Origin of the sequence: Roseomonas aerilata DSM 19363, from assembly GCF_000711725.1 — a bacterium.
GTDB lineage: Bacteria > Pseudomonadota > Alphaproteobacteria > Acetobacterales > Acetobacteraceae > Roseomonas > Roseomonas aerilata.
Genome location: NZ_JONP01000059.1, coordinates 1 through 17,148 on the forward strand (window position 1 = coordinate 1; position 17,148 = coordinate 17,148).

Genomic DNA, 17,148 nt, shown 5'->3' on the forward strand with positions numbered 1-17,148 from the left:
CAGTCTGCCTGGATGACCTCAGACCCTTCTACCTACCCTGGGTACCGCTTTCCGGCGGAGATCATCAGCCATGCCGTTTGGCTCTACCATGTGTTCAGCCTGAGCTTACGGGACGTGGAACTGATCCTGGCGGAGCCGACGGCGAGAGCGGCAGATGCAGCGCTTCAAGTCGGCTGAGCAGGCCCAGCGGTTCCTCTCGGCGCACGGCGTGATCTACGGCCACTTTCGTCCACGTCGGCACCTGATGACGGCTGGCGAGTACCGGCGCGCCCGGAACAAGGCCGTCCGGAGTTGACAGCAGGAAACCTGCGTCCAGACGGCGTCATGATCCTGCAGCACGCTCGATCACGCGACAGATCTCGCCTTCCTCTCAAACAACTTGCCAATGCCGCTCCGCAGCAGGCCAGGACCGCCATACCATCACATCTTGGGGCAGCGGATGATCTGAGGCTTGCCCTTTTTCGGAAGGAGGTAGGTGATCTCAAATAACGGGCGGTTCAGTCGCTCGACGATGTTAGGGAGAAGAGGGTCTTGGCGGAGATCGAGGGTGCCGGCGCGTTGCAAAGCCAGTGGCAGAACGCGGGCAGTGCTATCGCAGCGGAGCGCGTGATCGTGCAACGCCGGGGCTTGTTGGCAGGCATGGCGAGCGGTGTCGCGGCGCCGGCACTGGCGCAGACTGCCGGATGGCCTCAGAAGCCGATCCGCATCATCGCGCCTTATCCGCCGGGCGGCACGGTGGACGCTGTCGCGCGCCTCGTGCAGCCCGGGCTCCAGGCGGAGCTCGGCGTGCCCGTAGTGGTCGAGAACCGAGCGGGAGCTGGCGGGACCTTGGGCACAGCCGCAGCGGCGCGGGCGGCACCGGACGGACAGACCTTCGTCTTCGTCTTCGACAGTCACGTCACTAACCCGGCGCTGATTCCTAATCCTGGGTATGATTCCGCCCGGGACCTCGCCCCCATTACCCTGATCGGCACGACGCCCCTGCTGATCGTGACCCCTGCCGCTCGCGCGTGGCGCAGCTTTCCGGAGGTGGTGGAGGCTGCTCGTCGCGGACCGCCCGAGGCCGTCTCCTGCGCCACCAACGGCAACGGCACCATGGCGCATTTGGTCCTGGCGCAAATGCAGGGGGTGCTGGGGGTGCAGTTCCTGCACGTGCCCTATCCCGGCGGCGGACCGCTGGCGACGGCGGCCGCAGGGAACCAGACGGACATCGCCATGGGCGCCGCCGCACTGTCCGGTCACGTCGCTTCCGGCCTTGTCCGCGCCTTGGCGCAGACGGGAGCGAGGCGCTCGGGCATGTATCCGGACCTACCGACCTTGGCCGAGTGCGGCGTGCCCGGCATAGACGCCGCATCATTCCTCGGCGTGCTCGCACCCATCGCCACGGCGGCACCGATCCTGCAGCGCTTCCGGGAAGCGCTTGTCCGGGCCGTCGAAGCTCCCACGACGAACGCTCAGTTGAGAGGCGGGCTCGGCTTCGATCTCGTCCTGTCAGAGCCTGCCACCTTCGGCCAGTTCATCGAAAACCAGACTGCCGTCTGGCAGCGGGTCGTGCGCGATAATCGGATCCGCATTGAGTAATGCCAAGTCGACCAAGCCGATGTCGCTGCCTGGGCCTGCTCACCAAACGCGATCAGGGACCAAGGCCGGGTTGGTGGCTCATGATAGGGCCTTACCTTAACCGGCTACAGGCGCGCGAATGTTCGGCTGAAGTGTCACGTCCCGCCCGCCCCGGAGCTAAGCTGTACCAGCGCGTTGCGCAGTGGCAGCTCTGAAAGGCGAAGATAGCCCTCGAACTGGCTGTCCATCTCGAGGATCAAGAACACGGCTCCACCGATCGCCAGTGAGATAATCAGGAAGGCGCCGACCACGGTGCCGTTGCGCGGCGCGTTCAGGCCAAAGCTGACGAAGATAGCGACGGTCCACATGATCAGCACGACCAGGATCATCGGCCGAACGTTCGGACCCGCCTGCTCGATCAGCAGCCAGCGCTGACGCACGAGCGACGAACAATGCTGCAGCGCCTGCTGCCGCAGCCAGGTTTGCTGCGGACCAACGGGCTGTAGAAGCTCGATCGCCTCCTGTGCCCGCCCCAACAGGTCGCCTGCCGAAGGATCGTCGATCCCGATGAAGGCCTCACCCGGCTTTGGCCAGAGGTCTCGAAGCGTGCGCTCCGTGGTATGGCGCAGCAGAGCGCGTGCGGCTGCCGTCTCCGCTCCATAGCTGCGCAGGGTGCGATCAAGCAGAATGGTGTCGGCCGCGTAGGCGCGCATCGCGTGATCGGCGGTGTCAGAGCCCGACTTGGCCGTGGCGATCAGAAGTCCGAAGACAAGGGAGGCCAGAACGGACACCATGCCGGCGCCGAGCCGGACAACATCTAGCGTCTCCTTGGCAAGGTGGTGCGGCGGCAGCACACGGTGGAGCTGCAGGCCAACCAAGCCGCCGGCAAAGACGCAGCCGGCGACGATGAGACTAGTGGCGATGTCGCTCACGGCTTCTGTCCGGAGTGCCGGTCAGCCAGCAGCGGGGCGCTTCGCCCGCTCCGGGTACCATCCGGTGAACTTGATGGCGCCGACCAGGGCAAGAACTGTCGCGATGATCCCAACCCGGGGGTGCACATCGGGCATGTAGATGAGGACGAGGTCGGCAACCACCATCACCAGGAAGGCGAGCGCCCAGACCGCAGTAATCACGGTATTGGTCCGCAAGAAGGAGGGGCTGTTCCAGTAGGCGGCGGGTACCTTCTCCCGCGCGTACTGCTGGGTGAAGGGACGTCCGATCGCCAGCGTTCCCAGCACGATCACCAGCAGCCCAGCATCGACGCGCAGCCGCACGGCCATGATCGACCAGGCGGGATCGCCGAGCACGGCGTAGAGCGCCATGCCGCCGAAGAGCAGCGCTGTGCCGATTTCGAGCAGCTTCGGCGTTCGGCCTGGGCTGAGCCAGTCCCGCACCAGCAGGGCCAGCGAGGTCAGGGCGCCGGCAACCAGCCCTTCCGTCGGGCCGACCAATCGGTCGACAGCGGCGAAGACGATGAAGGGCGCGAAGGCCAGCAGGATGCTCATCACCGATCTCCCGAACCAAGCCGGCCCTTACACGGGGCGTGATCCTGAGGGCGCAGCAAGCGAGCAGTCGGGCGGGCGACCGTCACCAGCACGTCGGATCCATCTTGACGGTGGCAAGATTGAGTAGCTGTATCTCTTCATTGGTGTCAACTCACGATGTGAACCGTTAACTGGCCATGCCAAGCAGAGAGCCGAAGCCGTCTCGCCCGTATCATCACGGCGACCTCCCGGCCGCGCTCCTGTCAGCCGCCGAGAGGATCCTTGAGCAAGACGGCATCCAAAGCTTGACGCTCCGGGCCACGGCCCGCGCGGCCGGGGTCTCCCACGCAGCTCCTGCAGGCCATTTCGGTGATCTCACCGGTTTGCTCAGCGAGCTCGCGGCACATGGGTACCGCCGCTTCGGCAGGGCGGTATCGGAGGCTCTGGAGGCTGCAGGGGATGATCCCAGGGCCAGGATGAGGGCCATGGGCAGCGCCTATGTTGGTTTCGCTCGAAAGCACCCAGGCCTGTTCGCCCTGATGTACCGGAGTGAGCGCCTGGATTTTGCCCGACCGGCACTGCGCGACGCGATCGCCAACGCTCGCGGCGCCCTGCGCGCAGCAGCGTCCGCACGTGCTCCAGGCCAGCCGCTCACTCCCTTGCAGATGGCCGCGCAGTCGACGGCGTTGTGGGCGCTCGTGCATGGCTTCGCGACGCTGCTGATCGATGGCCGGCTGAATGGATTGATCGCCTCTCTTCCGGGAGAGGAGGGTGCCGACACCCTCCTGGAGGCCGTCCTGGCCACCGCACGCGTCGGGGAATGAGGCTGCCGAGGTTCTCACGGCAGGAGGTGCGTATCGAAGAACCGCTTGATCTCGCCGAACGCCTCCTCGGTCTCTGGCACGAAGGGGTCGAGGAACTGAGCGTGGCTCTGCCCCTCGAAGACCTGAAGAGCCGCTTCGACGCCGGCCTGACGCAGCTTACGGTGGGCTCGCACTGTCTGGCTGAGGAACAGGTCGCGCGTCCCCGAGGTCAGGATCGCCGGCGGAAAGCCGGTGAATTCACCGCAGATCGGCGAGATCAGCGGGTCACGCAGATCGTGACCGTTCGCGTACAGGCTTGCCGCAGCGCCCACCCAACCCTCCAGCGAGACCAGCACATTGTCCACGAAGGCATTGGCCGAAAGGGAGTCGCCCTCCCCCGTCAGGTCCGACCAGGGCGTACCAGGCGCGATAGCACCGGGAAGCGGGAGACCCTCCGCGCGCGCTCGCAGGACGGCTGCCAGCGTCAGCCCACCACCCGCGGAGCTGCCGAAGATCGCTAGGCGCCGTGGATCGTGTTCCGCCACCAGGGCACGCCAGACAGCTAACGTGTCGTCGAGCGCTGCGGGATACGGGTAGTCGGGCGCCGTGCGGTAGTCGACCGAGACAACCTTGAAGCGCCCGTAGCCGGCCATCAGCATCGCCTCGCCCGCGCCGGCCTCTCCCGGGTACAAGACGTAGCCGCCGCCATGGACGTGCATGAGAAGTCTGTTGCGGTGTCGGTCAGGCAGGTCGTTGGGCGTGACCACGAAGACCCGGACGCCCGCGATCTGCGAGGTCTCAACGCGCACGCCGAGTTGCTGCTGGATGGCTTGGAGGTGTGGGGTGACCTCAGCGGCACTGCGCGCAGCCAGAACTCGCCAGTCCTCTGCCGTCTGCGGCACAGTATCCCAACCCACCGGGTAAGGTGCGGCGATGCGGTGTTGCAGCGCGGGGCTGACCGATCTCGGGACTGGCAATAGCCGAGCCGGCACGGCGCGTGGCCGAGCGTCAGAGGGCAGCGGCTGGGCGTGCCCGGGCGCTGAGAACAAGCCAGCCATGAAGGGAGAAGCCAGGGTCGCGCGACGGGACAGTCGGCAGGCTGGTCGTAGGCGCCGTCGGCGGTGAACGAGGCGATTGGGTCTGCGACCTGGTCGAGCAAGGGGCTAACCTACGAGGCGTCGTCGACGTCGTGCGCCGTCAGGGTGGACGCGACGATCCGCCCGGTGTCGGCGTCCACCCCGATGTGCAACTTGCGCCACGACCGGCGTGCCCTGCTCCCGTGCTTCTCGACGAGCCACTCGCCCGGGCCACATAGCCGCAGCCCCGTGCTGTCCACCAGCAGGTGTATGGGGCGCGTGCCAGCACGAGCCTGCGGCACCTTTAGGATCTCGCCCCGGCGGCTGAGGGTGCTGTGGTCCGGCACGGCCAGATCCAGCCCGAGCAGGGCGATGATCGAGCCGATCAGGCCTTCGGTCTGACGCAAGGCAAGCCGAAACACGGCCCGAAGCGTCAGGGCCGTGGAGAGAGCCAGCTCCGAATAGCGGGGTTGGCCGCCCCGCGTGGTCCGGGGCTCACCCTTCCAGGCCGCGACTGCCGCCTCCGTGAACCACACGATCAGACTGCCGCGCCCGCGCAGGGCCGCATCGTACTCCGCCCAGTTCGTCGCCCGGAACTGCTGCTTCGGGATACGGTGACGGCGGTCGGCATTGGCCTTGTACCGCAAGCTGCGCTCTCCTGGAGAATGACGAGCGTCGCCTCCTCAGGAACCTGACCCTCCCCGACTGCCAATCGGACCTATGCAACACACTCGCGGACAGCGTTGGCCTTGTTACGGTATGGCGGGCGCCTCCTTAACCATCGAGGGTTAGCCCTCACGCCAGCCTACCCGAGAATGCCTAACCGGACGACCCGTGCACCAAGGTGATGCACAACGAAGTCTCCGTGCGTTTCAGTCGGCAGTGATGCCAGCGGCTCGGATGATGCCTCCCCAGATCTGAAGGTCGTTAGCCACACGATCCCGTAGCGCCTCTCGCGCGCTGCCCACTGGCTCAAGGCCCGCCGAGTAGAGCACGGCGGAGACGTCAGGGGAGAGCACGATCTCCCGCGCCGTTGCGCTAAAGCGCGCAGCCAAATCAACTGGCAGACCATGCGGGGCGAAGAGGGAAAACCAGTCCTGATGGATCACGCCGGGGACTCCTAATTCCGAAAGGGTCGGCGTGTCCAAGGTGACTGGCAGCCGCGTCTCGCTCAATGTTGCGACAAGGCGGACGCGACCACTTCGTACGAGGTCAACTGCGCTCGCGATCGGCACGGTCATGGCGCAGACCTGTCCACCGAGGAGGTCGTTCACGGCACTCGCGACCGCTCGGTAGGGAACATGGTTGATGTCGACCTGCGCACGCTGCTTCATCAACTCGATGAGGAGGTGGTGCGGCGTGCCAACACCTGCCGAGGCATAGTTCAGGCGGCCGGGTTGATGACGTACACGGTCAAGGAATTCATTCAGGTTCGACCCACAGGAAGGATGGATAAGCAGGGCAAAGTTCGATGTGGCCAGGAGCGACAGTGGTGTGAAGCTGTGCACAGGGTCGTAGGGCAGGTCGCGATAGAGGCCGACATTCATCACGAGTGTGGCGGCCGAGATCAGGAGCGTGTGCCCATCAGGTGCAGCGCGGGCGGCGGCGGCGGCCCCAATGTTGCCGCTTGCGCCAGTACGATTTTCAACAACGAAGGGCTGAGCCCAGCGCCGGGAGAAGCCGTCGGCAACGAGGCGGGCAACGACGTCTGGTGGTGAGCCGGCGCTGTAGGGCAAGATAATGGTGATGGGGCGGGTGGAGATACCCTGTGCATGCGCAGCCTGTGCCAATGAAAGGCCAGGCAAACCGGCCAGCACCGCACGGCGCCCGAACCTGCCTTTGCGAGACACGGCTACCGACGCGGTGGGAATGCCCATTGTCATGGTCGTCTTCTCCTGCTTGCAGGCATTTGCGTTGCTTCCCGCATCTTGAGCGGGAGTTCTGCGAAGCGATTCCTTCGTCATGAGCATCAAGCTGCCTTCGCCATTCAGCAGCGCTTGGGCCGTTACCATGCCGCCCGAGCTCAAGACGGGCGCACCCGCCTACGCCAGGTGAAAGGTGCCGTCCGATAGATCGACTGAAAGCTTGAGGCGACCCTCGTTCACCTGCCACGCCATGATTTCGAAAGTCATCGCGCCGGAGGTGCAGAAGGGATCGCTTGCGGCGATCCTCTCGGCTTCCTCCCAGGTCTCGGTGCGCAGGATCGTCATGCCCACTCCAGCTCCGCCCTGGCGATCTGACAGGGGGCCGGACAGCAAGATGCTATCCCTCTTCTCCATCTCGATGATCCAACGGTAATGGGCGAGCAGCACGAGGCCGATCCGGGAAGGGTCCCGAACCTGACGACGCATCATGAAGTAGCGCTTCTTCGCCATTCGCGCCTTGAGCGCGGCGATCTCCTCGGTATCGGTCAAGGCTGCGCCTCCACAACCTCGATGATGGCCGCAATATCTTGCTCGTGCCGCCCTTCTGCTTCTGCCTTCCTGTAGATTTCGCACGTGCGGTCCAGAAGCGGGGTCCTGGCGCCCACCTCCTGCGCGAGGTCCGCTGCCCGGCTGAGATACCCGAACATGTGGCGAAAGGGTCCGCGCCCCGTTCCGAACTCGCGTGAAAGCATCAGCGGAGCCTTGTTCGTAAACGTGGCCGAACCAGCCGCACTTGGCCCGAGCACGGCCACGACCTGGGCGGGGTCCAGGCCCGCACGGCGGCCGAGGTTGAGTGCCTCGGCGGCCAGCAGGTTGTTGGCACAGACCATTGCGTTGGCAATGAGCTTCATCGTGGTTGCAGCGCCGAAGGGACCCAGATCGAAGTGATTTTCCGCCATCGCGTCGAGGACCGGGGTCACGCGTGCCATGGCATCACGGTCACCTGCCTTGAAGATTACAGCCTTCCGTTGCGCAGCCTGAGGCGGCAGCCCGCTTACTTCGCAGTCCAGCATAGTAATCCCGGCATCCGCTAAGCGGTCGGCCTCCCTGCGCTTCACAGCCGGTTTGTAGCTGCTGATTTCGATAAGCACCGTGCCGGCGGCGGCGTGAGCTAGGAGAGCGTTCACCGACGCGACGAGGGCGGCCTCGTTTGGAAGGCTCTGCACCACTGCATCGCAGCAGCGCGCAACCTCGGCGACATCAGTCGCTGCACGGCCACCCGCCGCGAGGAAGGCATCGGGCATCACCGGATCGAAACCGAGTACGTCGTACTGGGCTCGAAGCAGATTGGTGGCCATCGGCACGCCGATGTTGCCCAACCCAACGAAGCCGATCGTCCGGCGGTCTCCCGCACTATGCATCGCGCCACCCCTCCCTTGATCCTTGACTTAACCTACACCGTGTAGTTTACTTTGTGCAAGCACGGAGGAGGCTCCATTTTGATCCAGCCCATATCTCACCTTCGCAGCCTCTCGCTCGATGTGACCGAGGTGGACGCCTCAGTCCGGTACTACGTTGACGCCTATGGCCTGGCTGAGGCGCAGGCGGCCGAAGACAGCGTGATGCTTGTCACTCGCCGCGACGCGCGACCGGTTCTGCATCTGCGTCGCGCGGCGGCCGCATGTTTCCGGGGGCTTTCTTTGGCGTTACGCTCGGAGGCTGCGGTGCACATGGCTGCTCGCGATCTCGCGGCCGCAGGTGTGCCCGTCCTGCGCCTCCCGGGGGCGTCGGGCCAAGCCTCGGTCCTGATCGCAGGGCCCGACGGGCAGGAGATCGAACTCATCCACGACGAGGATCTGCCCTCTAGCGAGGGCAATGACGGATACCCGCTTTTTGTTAGCCACGTGGTGCTGAACTCCACCGAACCAGCTCGGCTCGTCTCCTTCTTCACCGACACGCTCGGCTTTACGGTCGCTGACCGCTATGAGCGTGATCTCCTCACCTTCCTACGATGCGACCAGCCGCAGCATCACTGCATCGGCGTCTCTCCGGGTGTCGCCTCAGGCCTGAACCACTTCTCGATGGACTGCGGCTCGGTGGATGGTGTGATGAGAGGTGTTGGGCGTATGGCGAAGATGGGTCACAGCCCCATCTGGGGTCCCGGTCGGCACGGGCCGGGGGGCAACGTGTTCTGCTACTTCGAGGACCCCGCGGGCTTCGTCATCGAATTCACGAGCGATGTACTCCAAATTGACGATCCCACATCCTGGATCGCGAAGGAATGGCCACGCGAGCCCGACACCGCAAACGTTTGGGGTACCGGCGGGCCTTCCGCACGTGCCATCGCACTTATGAGTGGCGAGCGATGATCAGTTGGCGCCTCCTTACTTACCGCTCTGACAGTGGGCCGCGCGCCGGCATCGCAGTGGGTGACGACTTCACCGATGCTGCCGGAGGGACAGGTGAGGTCCGTGACGCCACAATCATCGGCATTCTGGAAGATTGGGATGCCGCTCAGGTAAGATTGTCCAGGGCGGTCGGCGCGATGATGGCGGGTGACTTGGCCACTACGCCCCTCGCTGAGGCTGTCCTGCTTGCGCCGGTCCACTATCCTACCACCATCTACTGCGCAGGGGCGAACTACACCGACCATGTCGCTCGCATGGCGGAGGTCCTCGGGCTGCCGCCTGATCCCGACCCGCACGAGGTCGGACTGAACCCCTGGCATTTCATCAAACCCTCGCGCTGCGCGGTCGGGCCGGATGCGACAGTCGAGATGCCTTCGCAAAAGCTGGATTGGGAGGTCGAACTCGGGCTCGTTATCGGCCGCACTGCCCGCAATGTGCCGGTCGAGCGAGCTTTGGAGCATGTTGCGGGCTACGTGGTTGCGAACGATCTCTCAGCGAGGGATTTTGTCAGCCGTCCTGGTGTCCCCGATGGCTCCCCTTTCAAGTTCGACTGGGTGGGCCAGAAATGTTTCGATGGCTCCTGCCCATTCGGCCCCTGGATCGTACCTGCAGCCGCCGTACCGGATCCGCTCGCACTCTCCATTCGGCTCCGGGTAAACGGGGATCTGCGACAGGACTCAACCACGGCGCGGATGATCTTCACCCCTGCCGAGCAGATCGCGCACCTCTCGTCCCGCCTCACGCTCCACCCTGGCGACATAATCCTTACCGGAACGCCGATGGGTGTGGGTGCGGAGAGCGGCCACTTCCTCTCGCCCGGTGATGTGGTGGAGGCTGAGGTTGAGGGCCTCGGTACCTTGCGGACCATCATTGGCAAAGCCGCGTCATGACCCTCGCCCGCCGCTCCCTCGGAGCCCTCATCTTCGCGGCACCGCCTGCCCTGGCTCAAGGTATCTACCCAGATCGCCCTATTCAGATGCTCATGCCTCTGCCCGCAGGTTCCGGCACGGACGTCCTTGCCCGGGTATTCGCCGGAGAGCTGGAACGGGTCCTCGGCAGCCGCATCATCGTCGTGAACCGCACAGGAGGAGCGCTCACCATCGCGATGGCGGCACTCGCCTCTGCACCGGCAGATGGCTACACGCTCGCCTTCTCGCCCGTTACGCCACTCATCGTGCAGCCCCATCGCGTGCGGCTACCCTACGCTCGCAGCTCTGTTGTTCCCGTCTGCGGTACTTTTGAAAACGTCTACCATGTCGCTATCTCACCCACTTCGCGCTTTCCCAACCTTGCGGCCCTGCTCTCCCACGCGCGGGAGCACCCTGGAGCGCTCCGGTATGGACATAGCGGCGTCGCTTCAGCCCCTCATATCGCAGGAGCTGGGCTGTGGCGCCGTGCGGGAGTCGACTTGACCCATGTGCCCTATCGCGGGGAGGCGGAGTATGCTGCAACTCTCATGAGCGGCACGCCGGACGTCGGCATCATCACATCCTACCTTGCGACCAGCCTTGGGCTTCGCTCCCTCGCGGTGATCGCGACGGAACGCATTCGGTCTCACCCTGAAGTGCCGACGGTTGCCGAACTAGGCTATTCTACGACGAGTGTCACTTATGGTGGCATTTTCGTGCGAGAAGGCACGCCGGTCCCGATACTTGCCCGACTGGAGGCTGCCTGCGCGGAGGCCGCGACGAGCCCTGCCTATACCACTATGGCCGAGCGTCAAGCGGTACAAGGAACCCACACGAGCCGAGCCGCCTTAACTGCGCGGATGGAGGCGGACGATGCCACCATGGCTGCCCTAGTCCGCGACCTGCGGCTCGCCGAATAGATCATTCAGAAGGACATCAAGCCATGCCCGTCACCCTGCTGAATGCCTTCATTGTGCCGGAAGACAAGGAAGAGGAATTCCTTAGGAACTGGCAGAATACAACGCAAGTTTTTTCTAAAATGGCTGGTTTCATTGAAACCCACTTGCACCGTAATACTGGAGTCGGGAACTCAACTTTTCGTTTCATCAACATCGCCACTTGGGAGAGCGCCGAGGCGTGGCGCGCGACCCACGACGACTACAAGCCGAAGGAGAACCTCATCCCCGGAGTTAAGGGGCATCCGGCGATCTTCGAACCAATCATTGATGTTTACCGGGAGGGACAGCGGCCGGAACCGCGCACGATGGAGAGCTGAGAAGCGGGCTGGCTTGGCAGCCCCTGCTGGCGCCTGAGGTGAAGTTAGATCTCCTCCCTCTTAATTCCACCTCCTACGCGCTACAGAGGACAGGTTGCGAACGTGGGATGGTGGGGATGGATGCGGCCACAAAAAACACTGCGACGGACGAGTGCCCACGGCCGTTCTCGGTCAAGCCTGTGCCGGTGCCGCGCCGTGGGGGTCAAGCGCGAAAGGCTGAACTGGTGCTTGACGCTGCGGAGGCGGCGTTCCTTCGGAACGGCTTTGGCGGCACGAGCATGGACGGCATTGCCGAGTTGGCAGGCGTATCAAAGCGCACGGTCTACAGCAACTTCCACAGCAAGGGCGAACTCTATGCTGCGGTCATCCGTCGCCGGTGCGCCGACGTAGCGCCGGAAACTCTAGCCTCAGTTGCTGCCGGGCAAAGTATAGAGGAAGTGCTGGTCGAAATGGCTGTATCGTTCCTTCGTGCCCTCTACGAGCCGCAGCAGGTAGAACTTTACCGGACGGTTGTCGCGGATGCCCGCGCCTTCCCGGAAGTTGGAGCCATGATGGTAGATGGCCCCGTCCGACGCTCGCAGGCGGCGTTCAAATCGTATCTGGAGGACGAGTGCCGCAAGGGGCGGCTTGAACTCATCGACCTTGACCTCGCAGCGGCCCAACTCATCGGCCTGCTTAAGACCGACGTCCACATGCGCCTCGTGCTTAATCAGCCGACCGACATCAGCCACGATACGATCGTGGCGTCCGCAAGATCCTCGATTAACCTCTTTCTCAACGGTGCACGATCACACACTGCACAAGGCACCAATCTCAAACCCCGGGCGCGAGCCCGTTAAGGGGGTTCTGTTGCGAACTTGCAGTGCTGCGCCGGGCAGGTACAAACCGAGGCATGGCGGAACAGCGGAAAGTGGCCGCGGTGGAGCCGGGTCGGTCCTTCAAGGATGACAGTTCACTGCCGAGGTGATCCTCTGGGCCGTCCGCTGGTACCTGATGTTCCCGATCAGCTACCATGATCCGTCCCGTGCCGTCCACCACGCACACGCTGCTCAGCTTGAGCGAGACGTCGACCGCAGCAAAGTACTCCATGACCGACCTCCCTGGATGGCCAGAGCCGGCAAGCAGATCGCGGTGATCAGCGGCGACGGCGCCTACCTACCTGAGGCGTCTACGAAGCATCTGCCGCTCGTCGGGCCGACTTGGACGTACCGCCCCGGCGCAACGGCAAACCATAGAAGGTGAGAACCACCAGAGCGACCGAGCGGAACGAGACGCTGCGCGCCATCCAGCATCTCGGGCGGCGGCTGTGGAAACGATGCAGCGGGTACCATCGCAGGAGCTTGGCCGAGACGGCGATCTCACGGCCCAAGCGCCTGGGTGAGCGCCTTGCGGCCCGCAACCCCGCCCGTCAGGTCGCAGAGGCGCAGATCCGCTGCGCCATCCTCAACACCTTCAACCGCCTTGGTATGCCCGACACCATCGCTGTGTCCTGATCAGGCCATCAAAGACCAAGCCACATCCTCACGCCGCTTTCTGCAACAGCGCCGATTCAACAGCACAGCCGCGTTGACGTTGTTGCTCGTGCCCGACACGACAGGCACGTGCTGCCGTATGTTATCCGACGGCGTTTGGTCCCGTTGGCAGAATTCGGGGTAATTATGTCGTTTAGGCCATCGCCGTTTAGGGGCTACGGATCACCAGCATTCCCGGTGCAGAGGCACACAGGCGATGATCTCCGACGTCAAGGTTCCAGACAGCAGCATCGTCCGGCAGGCGAAGGAGCTCGCCCGTACTGTCTCGAACAACATGCTCTTCAACCACGTGATGCGCTGCTGTTAAGCGCCGGAATGATGCTGGCGGTGCTACTGTCGCATCTCGGAGTCTGATCCGTGGGCGTCTCACTCAGTGACACATCGACCGCGAACCCGGTCGGCAGGTGTAGCGATGCACCTTATCCCGAAGCGTCTGATGATCCATGCCTGCGGTCCGCGCTACCTCCATGGGCGACGTCCTCTCCAGCATCCGTGCCAAGGCTGGCATCCGACGCGACGCCGCCGCACGCCGCAAGCTGCACGCCGCAGCACTTCCTCATCCAGATTCGTCCGCGTGACCACAACCACACCAACCATGTCACCCTCCCGCTGCCACCAGCAGGACAAGCGAATCACTCCAGGTACTACGACGGAATCTCCAGAAAGTTAGAAATCAGCGCCGAGCGTATCAGATCTGATCCATGCACCACAGTCCTTCGGCATCGCTGAAGCGGGCTGTTACTGCCTGTCGCCGCCCCGGTGACGTTGGACGTGGTCGAGAAGGGCACGAAGCTTCGGCGCAACGTTCCGACGGTTCGGGTAGAAAAGAAAGAAGCCTGCGAAGGGGGTGCTGAACTCCTCCAATACGGGAACGAGCTCGCCGCGCTCCAGGAAGCTCTGGAAGGTGTCTGCCATGCCGAAGGTGATCCCGGCGCCGCTGAGCGCCATACGGATCATCAGCGCCATGTCGTTGGTCGTGACTTCGGGCGCCACGTCCACGGCGAACTCGCGCCCGCCTTCCGAGAACTCCCACCGATAGGGCGGGCGATGGGGCGCTGGACGCCAGCCGACGCAGCGGTGCCCTGTCAGGTCGCGCGGGTGTTCAGGCCGTCCGCGCTCCGCCAGGTAAGCCCGCGAGCAGACGGCGAGCTGGCGCTGATCCGCCGAAACGGGAACGGCGATCATGTCCCGCTCGAGCACCTCGCCCAGGCGGACTCCCGCGTCAAAGCCCATCTCCACAATGTCGCCCTCCTCGTCCGTGACGAAGATGTCGATCTGCACGTCCGGAAAGGCGCGGCTGAAGCTGGCGAGGAGCGGGCCGGAAAGGAAGCCTTCCGCGATCGAGGACACGGCGATGCGTAGCAGCCCCTGGGGCGCGCCACCGAAACCCCGCACATTGTCCAGGGCTACGCGCATCTCGGCGATCGCGGGCGCGATGTCGCTGCGCAGCCGCTCGCCGGCCTCGCTTAGCCTGACGCTTCGCGTCGTCCGGATCAGCACCGCTGTGCCGAGCGCCTCCTCCAGTCGTTGGATGGACTGGCTGACGGCCGACCGCGTCACGCCCAGGCGGTCGGCGGCGGCACGGAAGCTTCGTTCCTCCGCCACCGTGGCGAAAACAGCGAGGGCATTGAGATCGGTGCGCATTGTCCATTTATACTAACCAACCCATCACCCGAAAGGCTGGTTATCGCTCCGGTTCCCGTCGCGTAGCTTCTGCCCGCCGGCCAGCACGATCCTCCCTGGTGTTGAAGGGGCAGATCCGGGCGGCGGCAGTGCAAGATGGAAGAAGCTACAATGGCTCTTGAGAAGGTCGTCCTCGTCACCGGCGCGTCCAGTGGGATCGGCATCGGCATAGCCCGGGAACTCGCCGCCGCTGGTGCGACGCTGGTGCTCGGCGCCCGCCGCACGGGCCGCCTGGAAGCCGTGGCGAATGAGCTTCGCAGCGTCGGTTCGCGCGTTGTGACACGCCACCTCGATGTCACCGATCGCGACAGCGTCGAGGCGTTCGCCCAGGCGGGCCGGGACGCCTTCGGCCATGTGGACGTGATCGTCAACAACGCAGGGATCATGCCGCTTTCGCTCATGGCCTCCATGAAAGTGGAGGAGTGGGAGCAGATGGTCGACGTCAACATAAAGGGTGTCCTCTATGGCATCGCGGCCGTGCTGCCCGAGATGACCGCGCGCGGGTCAGGCCATGTGGTTAACATCGCCTCGGTGGGCGCGCTCACCGTTTCGCCCACGGCGGCCGTGTACTGCGCCACCAAGTTCGCCGTGCGGGCCATCTCGGACGGCTTGCGCCAAGAGCGCGCCGACATCCGCGTCACCTGCATCCATCCGGGCGTAGTGGAAAGCGAGCTCGCCGGCACGATCACCGACCCCGCGGCCGCGGCGGCCATGAAGGCCTACCGCGCCATCGCGCTCCAGCCGGACGCCATCGGCCGCGCCGTGCGTTACGCGCTGGAGCAGCCGGCCGATGTGGACGTGAACGAGATCGTGGTGCGTCCGACGCGGGCTGCGCACTGATGCGCAGCCCCGGCACAATCATAGCGGGCCTCATCGCGGCAGGCCTTGTAGCTGCGCCCGCTGGTCCCACGGTCGCAGAGCCGGCCAGGGCGTGGGTGGTGCACCCCTATGTGGGCATGTGGGTCACCGATGACGGGCGGGTGCAGCACGAGCTCCTGCCGAATGGCCGCTATGACGAAGCGCGCGGCGGGCGCGAGAGCGCGTATCGGGGGCGGTACGAGGTCACCGGCAGCCACATCGAATACTGGGACGACACCGGCTTCACGGCCGACGGCGACTTCGTCGGCGACACCCTCTACCACGGCGGCATGGTGCTGCGCCGTCGGCCGCGGCCGGCCGATATCGCGCCGCCGCCCTGACCACGCCCGGCAGATGGTCCGGGGCGCGTGGTCCGGACCGTGCCGCATGATGCATAAAACTCTGCAACGAAAGGGATGATGCTGTGAACCTACGATCCTTGATACGGCCCTTTGCGAGCGCCGGTGTTGGGTTGCCCATCACGCTGGCGCTCGGACTAGCCGCCGCGCCCGCGCCCGCGCCCGCGCCCGCGCATGCCCAAGCCGCGGCGATCGACGCCTCGACCCAAGTCCGCAACGAGGACATCGTACGCCGGGCCTTTGAAGGATGGGCTGCCGGCCGCAGCGGCTTTGTGGAGCTCCTCGCGCCGGACGTGGTCTGGACAATCCACGGCTCTGGCCCGGTCGCTGGCATCTACCGGAGCCGAGAGGATTTCGTTGAACGCGCCTCGCGTCCGCTCATGACCCGCCTCGCAACGCCGCTCGTTCCTAAAGTCCATCATATCTGGGCCTTCGGCGACACGGTCATCATCCGCTTCGAGGCGGCGGCGACGACCACTTCGGGAGACGCCTACAGCAACCAGTTTGTATGGATATTTACCATGAGAAACGGAATCGTTGTGGAGGCTGAGGCCTTTCTTGATCTCGTCGCTTACCAGCGTGCTGTGGACACCAGCGAGGCGCACAGGCCCTGAGTATTCATCCGAGGCCTGCCAGCGCGGGCTAGTCCTGACCAATGCCCTTGGCCTTCAACTCCGCCAGCAGGGTAGGACGGGCATCGCAGATCCGGATCAGGTCGGCATCAGGGCTGTGGGCTATCGCACGGGATCACCTTGGTGCACGGGTCGTCCGGTTAGGCATTCTCGGGTAGGCTGGCGTGAGGGCTAACCCTCGATGGTTCATGAGGCGCCCCCCATGCCGTACAAGGCCAACGCTGTCCGCCAGCACCGCATCCCGAAGCAGCGGCACCGGGTGACGAACTGGCCCTCCTATGAGGCTGGTCTGCGCGCCCGCGGCAGCCTCACCGTCTGGTTCACGGAGGAGGCGATCGAGGCGTGGGGCGCAGAGCCTCGCACCGGCCGTGGTGGTCAGCCCCGCTACTCCGCCTTGGCGATCACCACGGCGCTGACCCTGCGGGCGGTGTTCCGCCTGGCGCTGCGCCAGACGGAAGGCCTCATCGCCTCCATCATCGCCCTGCTCGGGCTCGACCTCGCCGTGCCCGGCCACAGCACGATAAGCCGCCGGGCCGAGGCTCTGGCGGCACCGCGTCCGCCGCCTGGGAGGGAGCCCGTCCACCTGCTGGTGGACAGCACGGGGTTGAAGTTCTGCGGCCCCGGCGAGTGGCCTGTGGAGAAGCACGGCACGAGGACGCGGCACGGGTGGCGCAAGCTCCATCTCGCCACCGATGCCGACACCG

Annotated in this window: 19 protein-coding genes and 3 pseudogenes; 14 read left to right on the top strand and 8 right to left on the bottom strand. The window is 64.8% G+C overall.

Translation table 11 applies throughout. The features are described from left to right. Positions 1 to 12 precede the first annotated feature (12 nt). Positions 13 to 135: pseudogene (locus BO39_RS34675) on the top strand (IS6 family transposase); the annotation flags it as partial. Between the two features lie 396 nt (positions 136 to 531). Continuing rightward, positions 532 to 1,581, top strand: a complete 1,050-nt coding sequence (locus BO39_RS26640; protein WP_052402833.1) for a tripartite tricarboxylate transporter substrate-binding protein — start codon at positions 532 to 534, stop codon at positions 1,579 to 1,581. 134 nt (positions 1,582 to 1,715) lie between these two features. Here the strand turns inward: BO39_RS26640 and BO39_RS26645 are convergent, their stop codons facing one another. Together BO39_RS26645 and BO39_RS26650 are read right to left on the bottom strand one after the other, a co-directional pair. After that, positions 1,716 to 2,492 (bottom strand): bestrophin-like domain, encoded by a 777-nt coding sequence (locus BO39_RS26645; RefSeq protein ID WP_043839502.1) that lies wholly within the window; start codon positions 2,490 to 2,492, stop codon positions 1,716 to 1,718. 21 nt (positions 2,493 to 2,513) lie between these two features. Then, the gene (locus BO39_RS26650) at positions 2,514 to 3,065 is read right to left on the bottom strand and encodes a DUF3159 domain-containing protein (protein ID WP_043839504.1); all 552 of its coding nucleotides are present in this window, start codon (positions 3,063 to 3,065) and stop codon (positions 2,514 to 2,516) included. Between the two features lie 176 nt (positions 3,066 to 3,241). On the opposite strand from BO39_RS26650, the pseudogene BO39_RS35455 reads away from it, so the two are divergent. Both BO39_RS35455 and BO39_RS34680 read left to right on the top strand, forming a co-directional pair. Beyond that, positions 3,242 to 3,427: pseudogene (locus BO39_RS35455) on the top strand (TetR/AcrR family transcriptional regulator); the annotation flags it as partial. Between the two features lie 102 nt (positions 3,428 to 3,529). Next, a complete protein-coding gene (locus tag BO39_RS34680) occupies positions 3,530 to 3,868 on the top strand; it encodes a TetR-like C-terminal domain-containing protein (protein WP_052402835.1) in 339 nt (112 codons plus the stop codon). Positions 3,869 to 3,882: 14 nt separating this feature from the next. Here BO39_RS34680 and BO39_RS31835 read toward each other — a convergent pair whose 3' ends face one another. The 5 genes and pseudogenes from BO39_RS31835 to BO39_RS26680 form a co-directional block, all read right to left on the bottom strand. Further along, positions 3,883 to 4,656, bottom strand: a complete 774-nt coding sequence (locus BO39_RS31835; protein ID WP_211257577.1) for an alpha/beta hydrolase — start codon at positions 4,654 to 4,656, stop codon at positions 3,883 to 3,885. 293 nt (positions 4,657 to 4,949) lie between these two features. After that, positions 4,950 to 5,534 (bottom strand): annotated as a pseudogene (locus tag BO39_RS26665) (IS5 family transposase); the annotation flags it as partial. A 261-nt stretch (positions 5,535 to 5,795) separates the two neighbouring features. Continuing rightward, a complete protein-coding gene (locus tag BO39_RS31840) occupies positions 5,796 to 6,935 on the bottom strand; it encodes a Bug family tripartite tricarboxylate transporter substrate binding protein (protein ID WP_084698573.1) in 1,140 nt (379 codons plus the stop codon). Positions 6,936 to 6,965: 30 nt separating this feature from the next. Then, on the bottom strand, positions 6,966 to 7,337 hold the full coding sequence (locus BO39_RS30555; RefSeq protein ID WP_052402841.1) for a YciI family protein: 372 nt from the start codon (positions 7,335 to 7,337) through the stop codon (positions 6,966 to 6,968). Continuing rightward, entirely contained in the window at positions 7,334 to 8,209 is an 876-nt protein-coding gene (locus BO39_RS26680; RefSeq protein ID WP_043839506.1) for an NAD(P)-dependent oxidoreductase, read from the bottom strand. Before BO39_RS26680 ends, BO39_RS30555 begins: the two co-directional genes overlap by 4 nt. Before the next feature lie 78 nt (positions 8,210 to 8,287). On the opposite strand from BO39_RS26680, the gene BO39_RS26685 reads away from it, so the two are divergent. The 6 genes from BO39_RS26685 (at position 8,288) to BO39_RS33200 (ending at position 12,873) form a co-directional block, all read left to right on the top strand. Continuing rightward, on the top strand, positions 8,288 to 9,157 hold the full coding sequence (locus BO39_RS26685; protein ID WP_052402843.1) for a VOC family protein: 870 nt from the start codon (positions 8,288 to 8,290) through the stop codon (positions 9,155 to 9,157). Next, positions 9,154 to 10,086, top strand: coding sequence for a fumarylacetoacetate hydrolase family protein (locus BO39_RS26690; RefSeq protein ID WP_043839508.1), 933 nt, complete (start codon positions 9,154 to 9,156; stop codon positions 10,084 to 10,086). The genes BO39_RS26685 and BO39_RS26690 overlap by 4 nt, the downstream gene beginning before the upstream one ends. Then, entirely contained in the window at positions 10,083 to 11,024 is a 942-nt protein-coding gene (locus tag BO39_RS31845) for a Bug family tripartite tricarboxylate transporter substrate binding protein (RefSeq protein ID WP_084698574.1), read from the top strand. The genes BO39_RS26690 and BO39_RS31845 overlap by 4 nt, the downstream gene beginning before the upstream one ends. 23 nt (positions 11,025 to 11,047) lie before the next feature. Then, complete coding sequence (locus BO39_RS30565; RefSeq protein ID WP_052402847.1) at positions 11,048 to 11,380, top strand: antibiotic biosynthesis monooxygenase family protein; 333 nt, start codon at positions 11,048 to 11,050, stop codon at positions 11,378 to 11,380. A 116-nt stretch (positions 11,381 to 11,496) separates the two neighbouring features. Then, entirely contained in the window at positions 11,497 to 12,219 is a 723-nt protein-coding gene (locus BO39_RS31850; protein WP_169742864.1) for a TetR/AcrR family transcriptional regulator, read from the top strand. 399 nt (positions 12,220 to 12,618) lie between these two features. Beyond that, complete coding sequence (locus BO39_RS33200) at positions 12,619 to 12,873, top strand: hypothetical protein (RefSeq protein WP_043839512.1); 255 nt, start codon at positions 12,619 to 12,621, stop codon at positions 12,871 to 12,873. A gap of 777 nt (positions 12,874 to 13,650) precedes the next feature. On the opposite strand, the gene BO39_RS26715 is transcribed toward BO39_RS33200, so the two are convergent. Beyond that, a complete protein-coding gene (locus BO39_RS26715; protein WP_043839514.1) occupies positions 13,651 to 14,556 on the bottom strand; it encodes a LysR family transcriptional regulator in 906 nt (301 codons plus the stop codon). 150 nt (positions 14,557 to 14,706) lie between these two features. Here BO39_RS26715 and BO39_RS26720 point away from each other — a divergent pair, with 150 nt between their 5' ends. The 4 genes from BO39_RS26720 to BO39_RS26735 form a co-directional block, all read left to right on the top strand. Beyond that, positions 14,707 to 15,435, top strand: coding sequence for an SDR family oxidoreductase (locus BO39_RS26720; protein WP_043839516.1), 729 nt, complete (start codon positions 14,707 to 14,709; stop codon positions 15,433 to 15,435). Positions 15,436 to 15,533: 98 nt separating this feature from the next. Next, positions 15,534 to 15,794 (top strand): Atu4866 domain-containing protein, encoded by a 261-nt coding sequence (locus tag BO39_RS26725; protein WP_245615426.1) that lies wholly within the window; start codon positions 15,534 to 15,536, stop codon positions 15,792 to 15,794. A 131-nt stretch (positions 15,795 to 15,925) separates the two neighbouring features. Beyond that, positions 15,926 to 16,426, top strand: a complete 501-nt coding sequence (locus BO39_RS26730; protein ID WP_156963966.1) for a nuclear transport factor 2 family protein — start codon at positions 15,926 to 15,928, stop codon at positions 16,424 to 16,426. A gap of 220 nt (positions 16,427 to 16,646) precedes the next feature. Then, on the top strand, positions 16,647 to 17,148 hold a 502-nt coding region (locus BO39_RS26735; protein WP_043839522.1), incomplete at its 3' end, for an IS5 family transposase.

Bases quoted from the DNA above. Each gene is read 5' to 3' on its own strand.
- BO39_RS26650 (WP_043839504.1), bottom strand. From the start codon at position 3,065: ATGAGCATCCTGCTGGCCTTCGCGCCCTTCATCGTCTTCGCCGCTGTC.
- BO39_RS26720 (WP_043839516.1), top strand. From the start codon at position 14,707: ATGGCTCTTGAGAAGGTCGTCCTCGTCACCGGCGCGTCCAGTGGGATC.
- BO39_RS26690 (WP_043839508.1), top strand. From the start codon at position 9,154: ATGATCAGTTGGCGCCTCCTTACTTACCGCTCTGACAGTGGGCCGCGC.
- BO39_RS31840 (WP_084698573.1), bottom strand. From the start codon at position 6,935: ATGGTAACGGCCCAAGCGCTGCTGAATGGCGAAGGCAGCTTGATGCTC.
- BO39_RS34680 (WP_052402835.1), top strand. From the start codon at position 3,530: ATGGGCAGCGCCTATGTTGGTTTCGCTCGAAAGCACCCAGGCCTGTTC.
- BO39_RS31850 (WP_169742864.1), top strand. From the start codon at position 11,497: ATGGATGCGGCCACAAAAAACACTGCGACGGACGAGTGCCCACGGCCG.
- BO39_RS31845 (WP_084698574.1), top strand. From the start codon at position 10,083: ATGACCCTCGCCCGCCGCTCCCTCGGAGCCCTCATCTTCGCGGCACCG.
- BO39_RS30565 (WP_052402847.1), top strand. From the start codon at position 11,048: ATGCCCGTCACCCTGCTGAATGCCTTCATTGTGCCGGAAGACAAGGAA.
- BO39_RS26715 (WP_043839514.1), bottom strand. From the start codon at position 14,556: ATGCGCACCGATCTCAATGCCCTCGCTGTTTTCGCCACGGTGGCGGAG.
- BO39_RS26680 (WP_043839506.1), bottom strand. From the start codon at position 8,209: ATGCATAGTGCGGGAGACCGCCGGACGATCGGCTTCGTTGGGTTGGGC.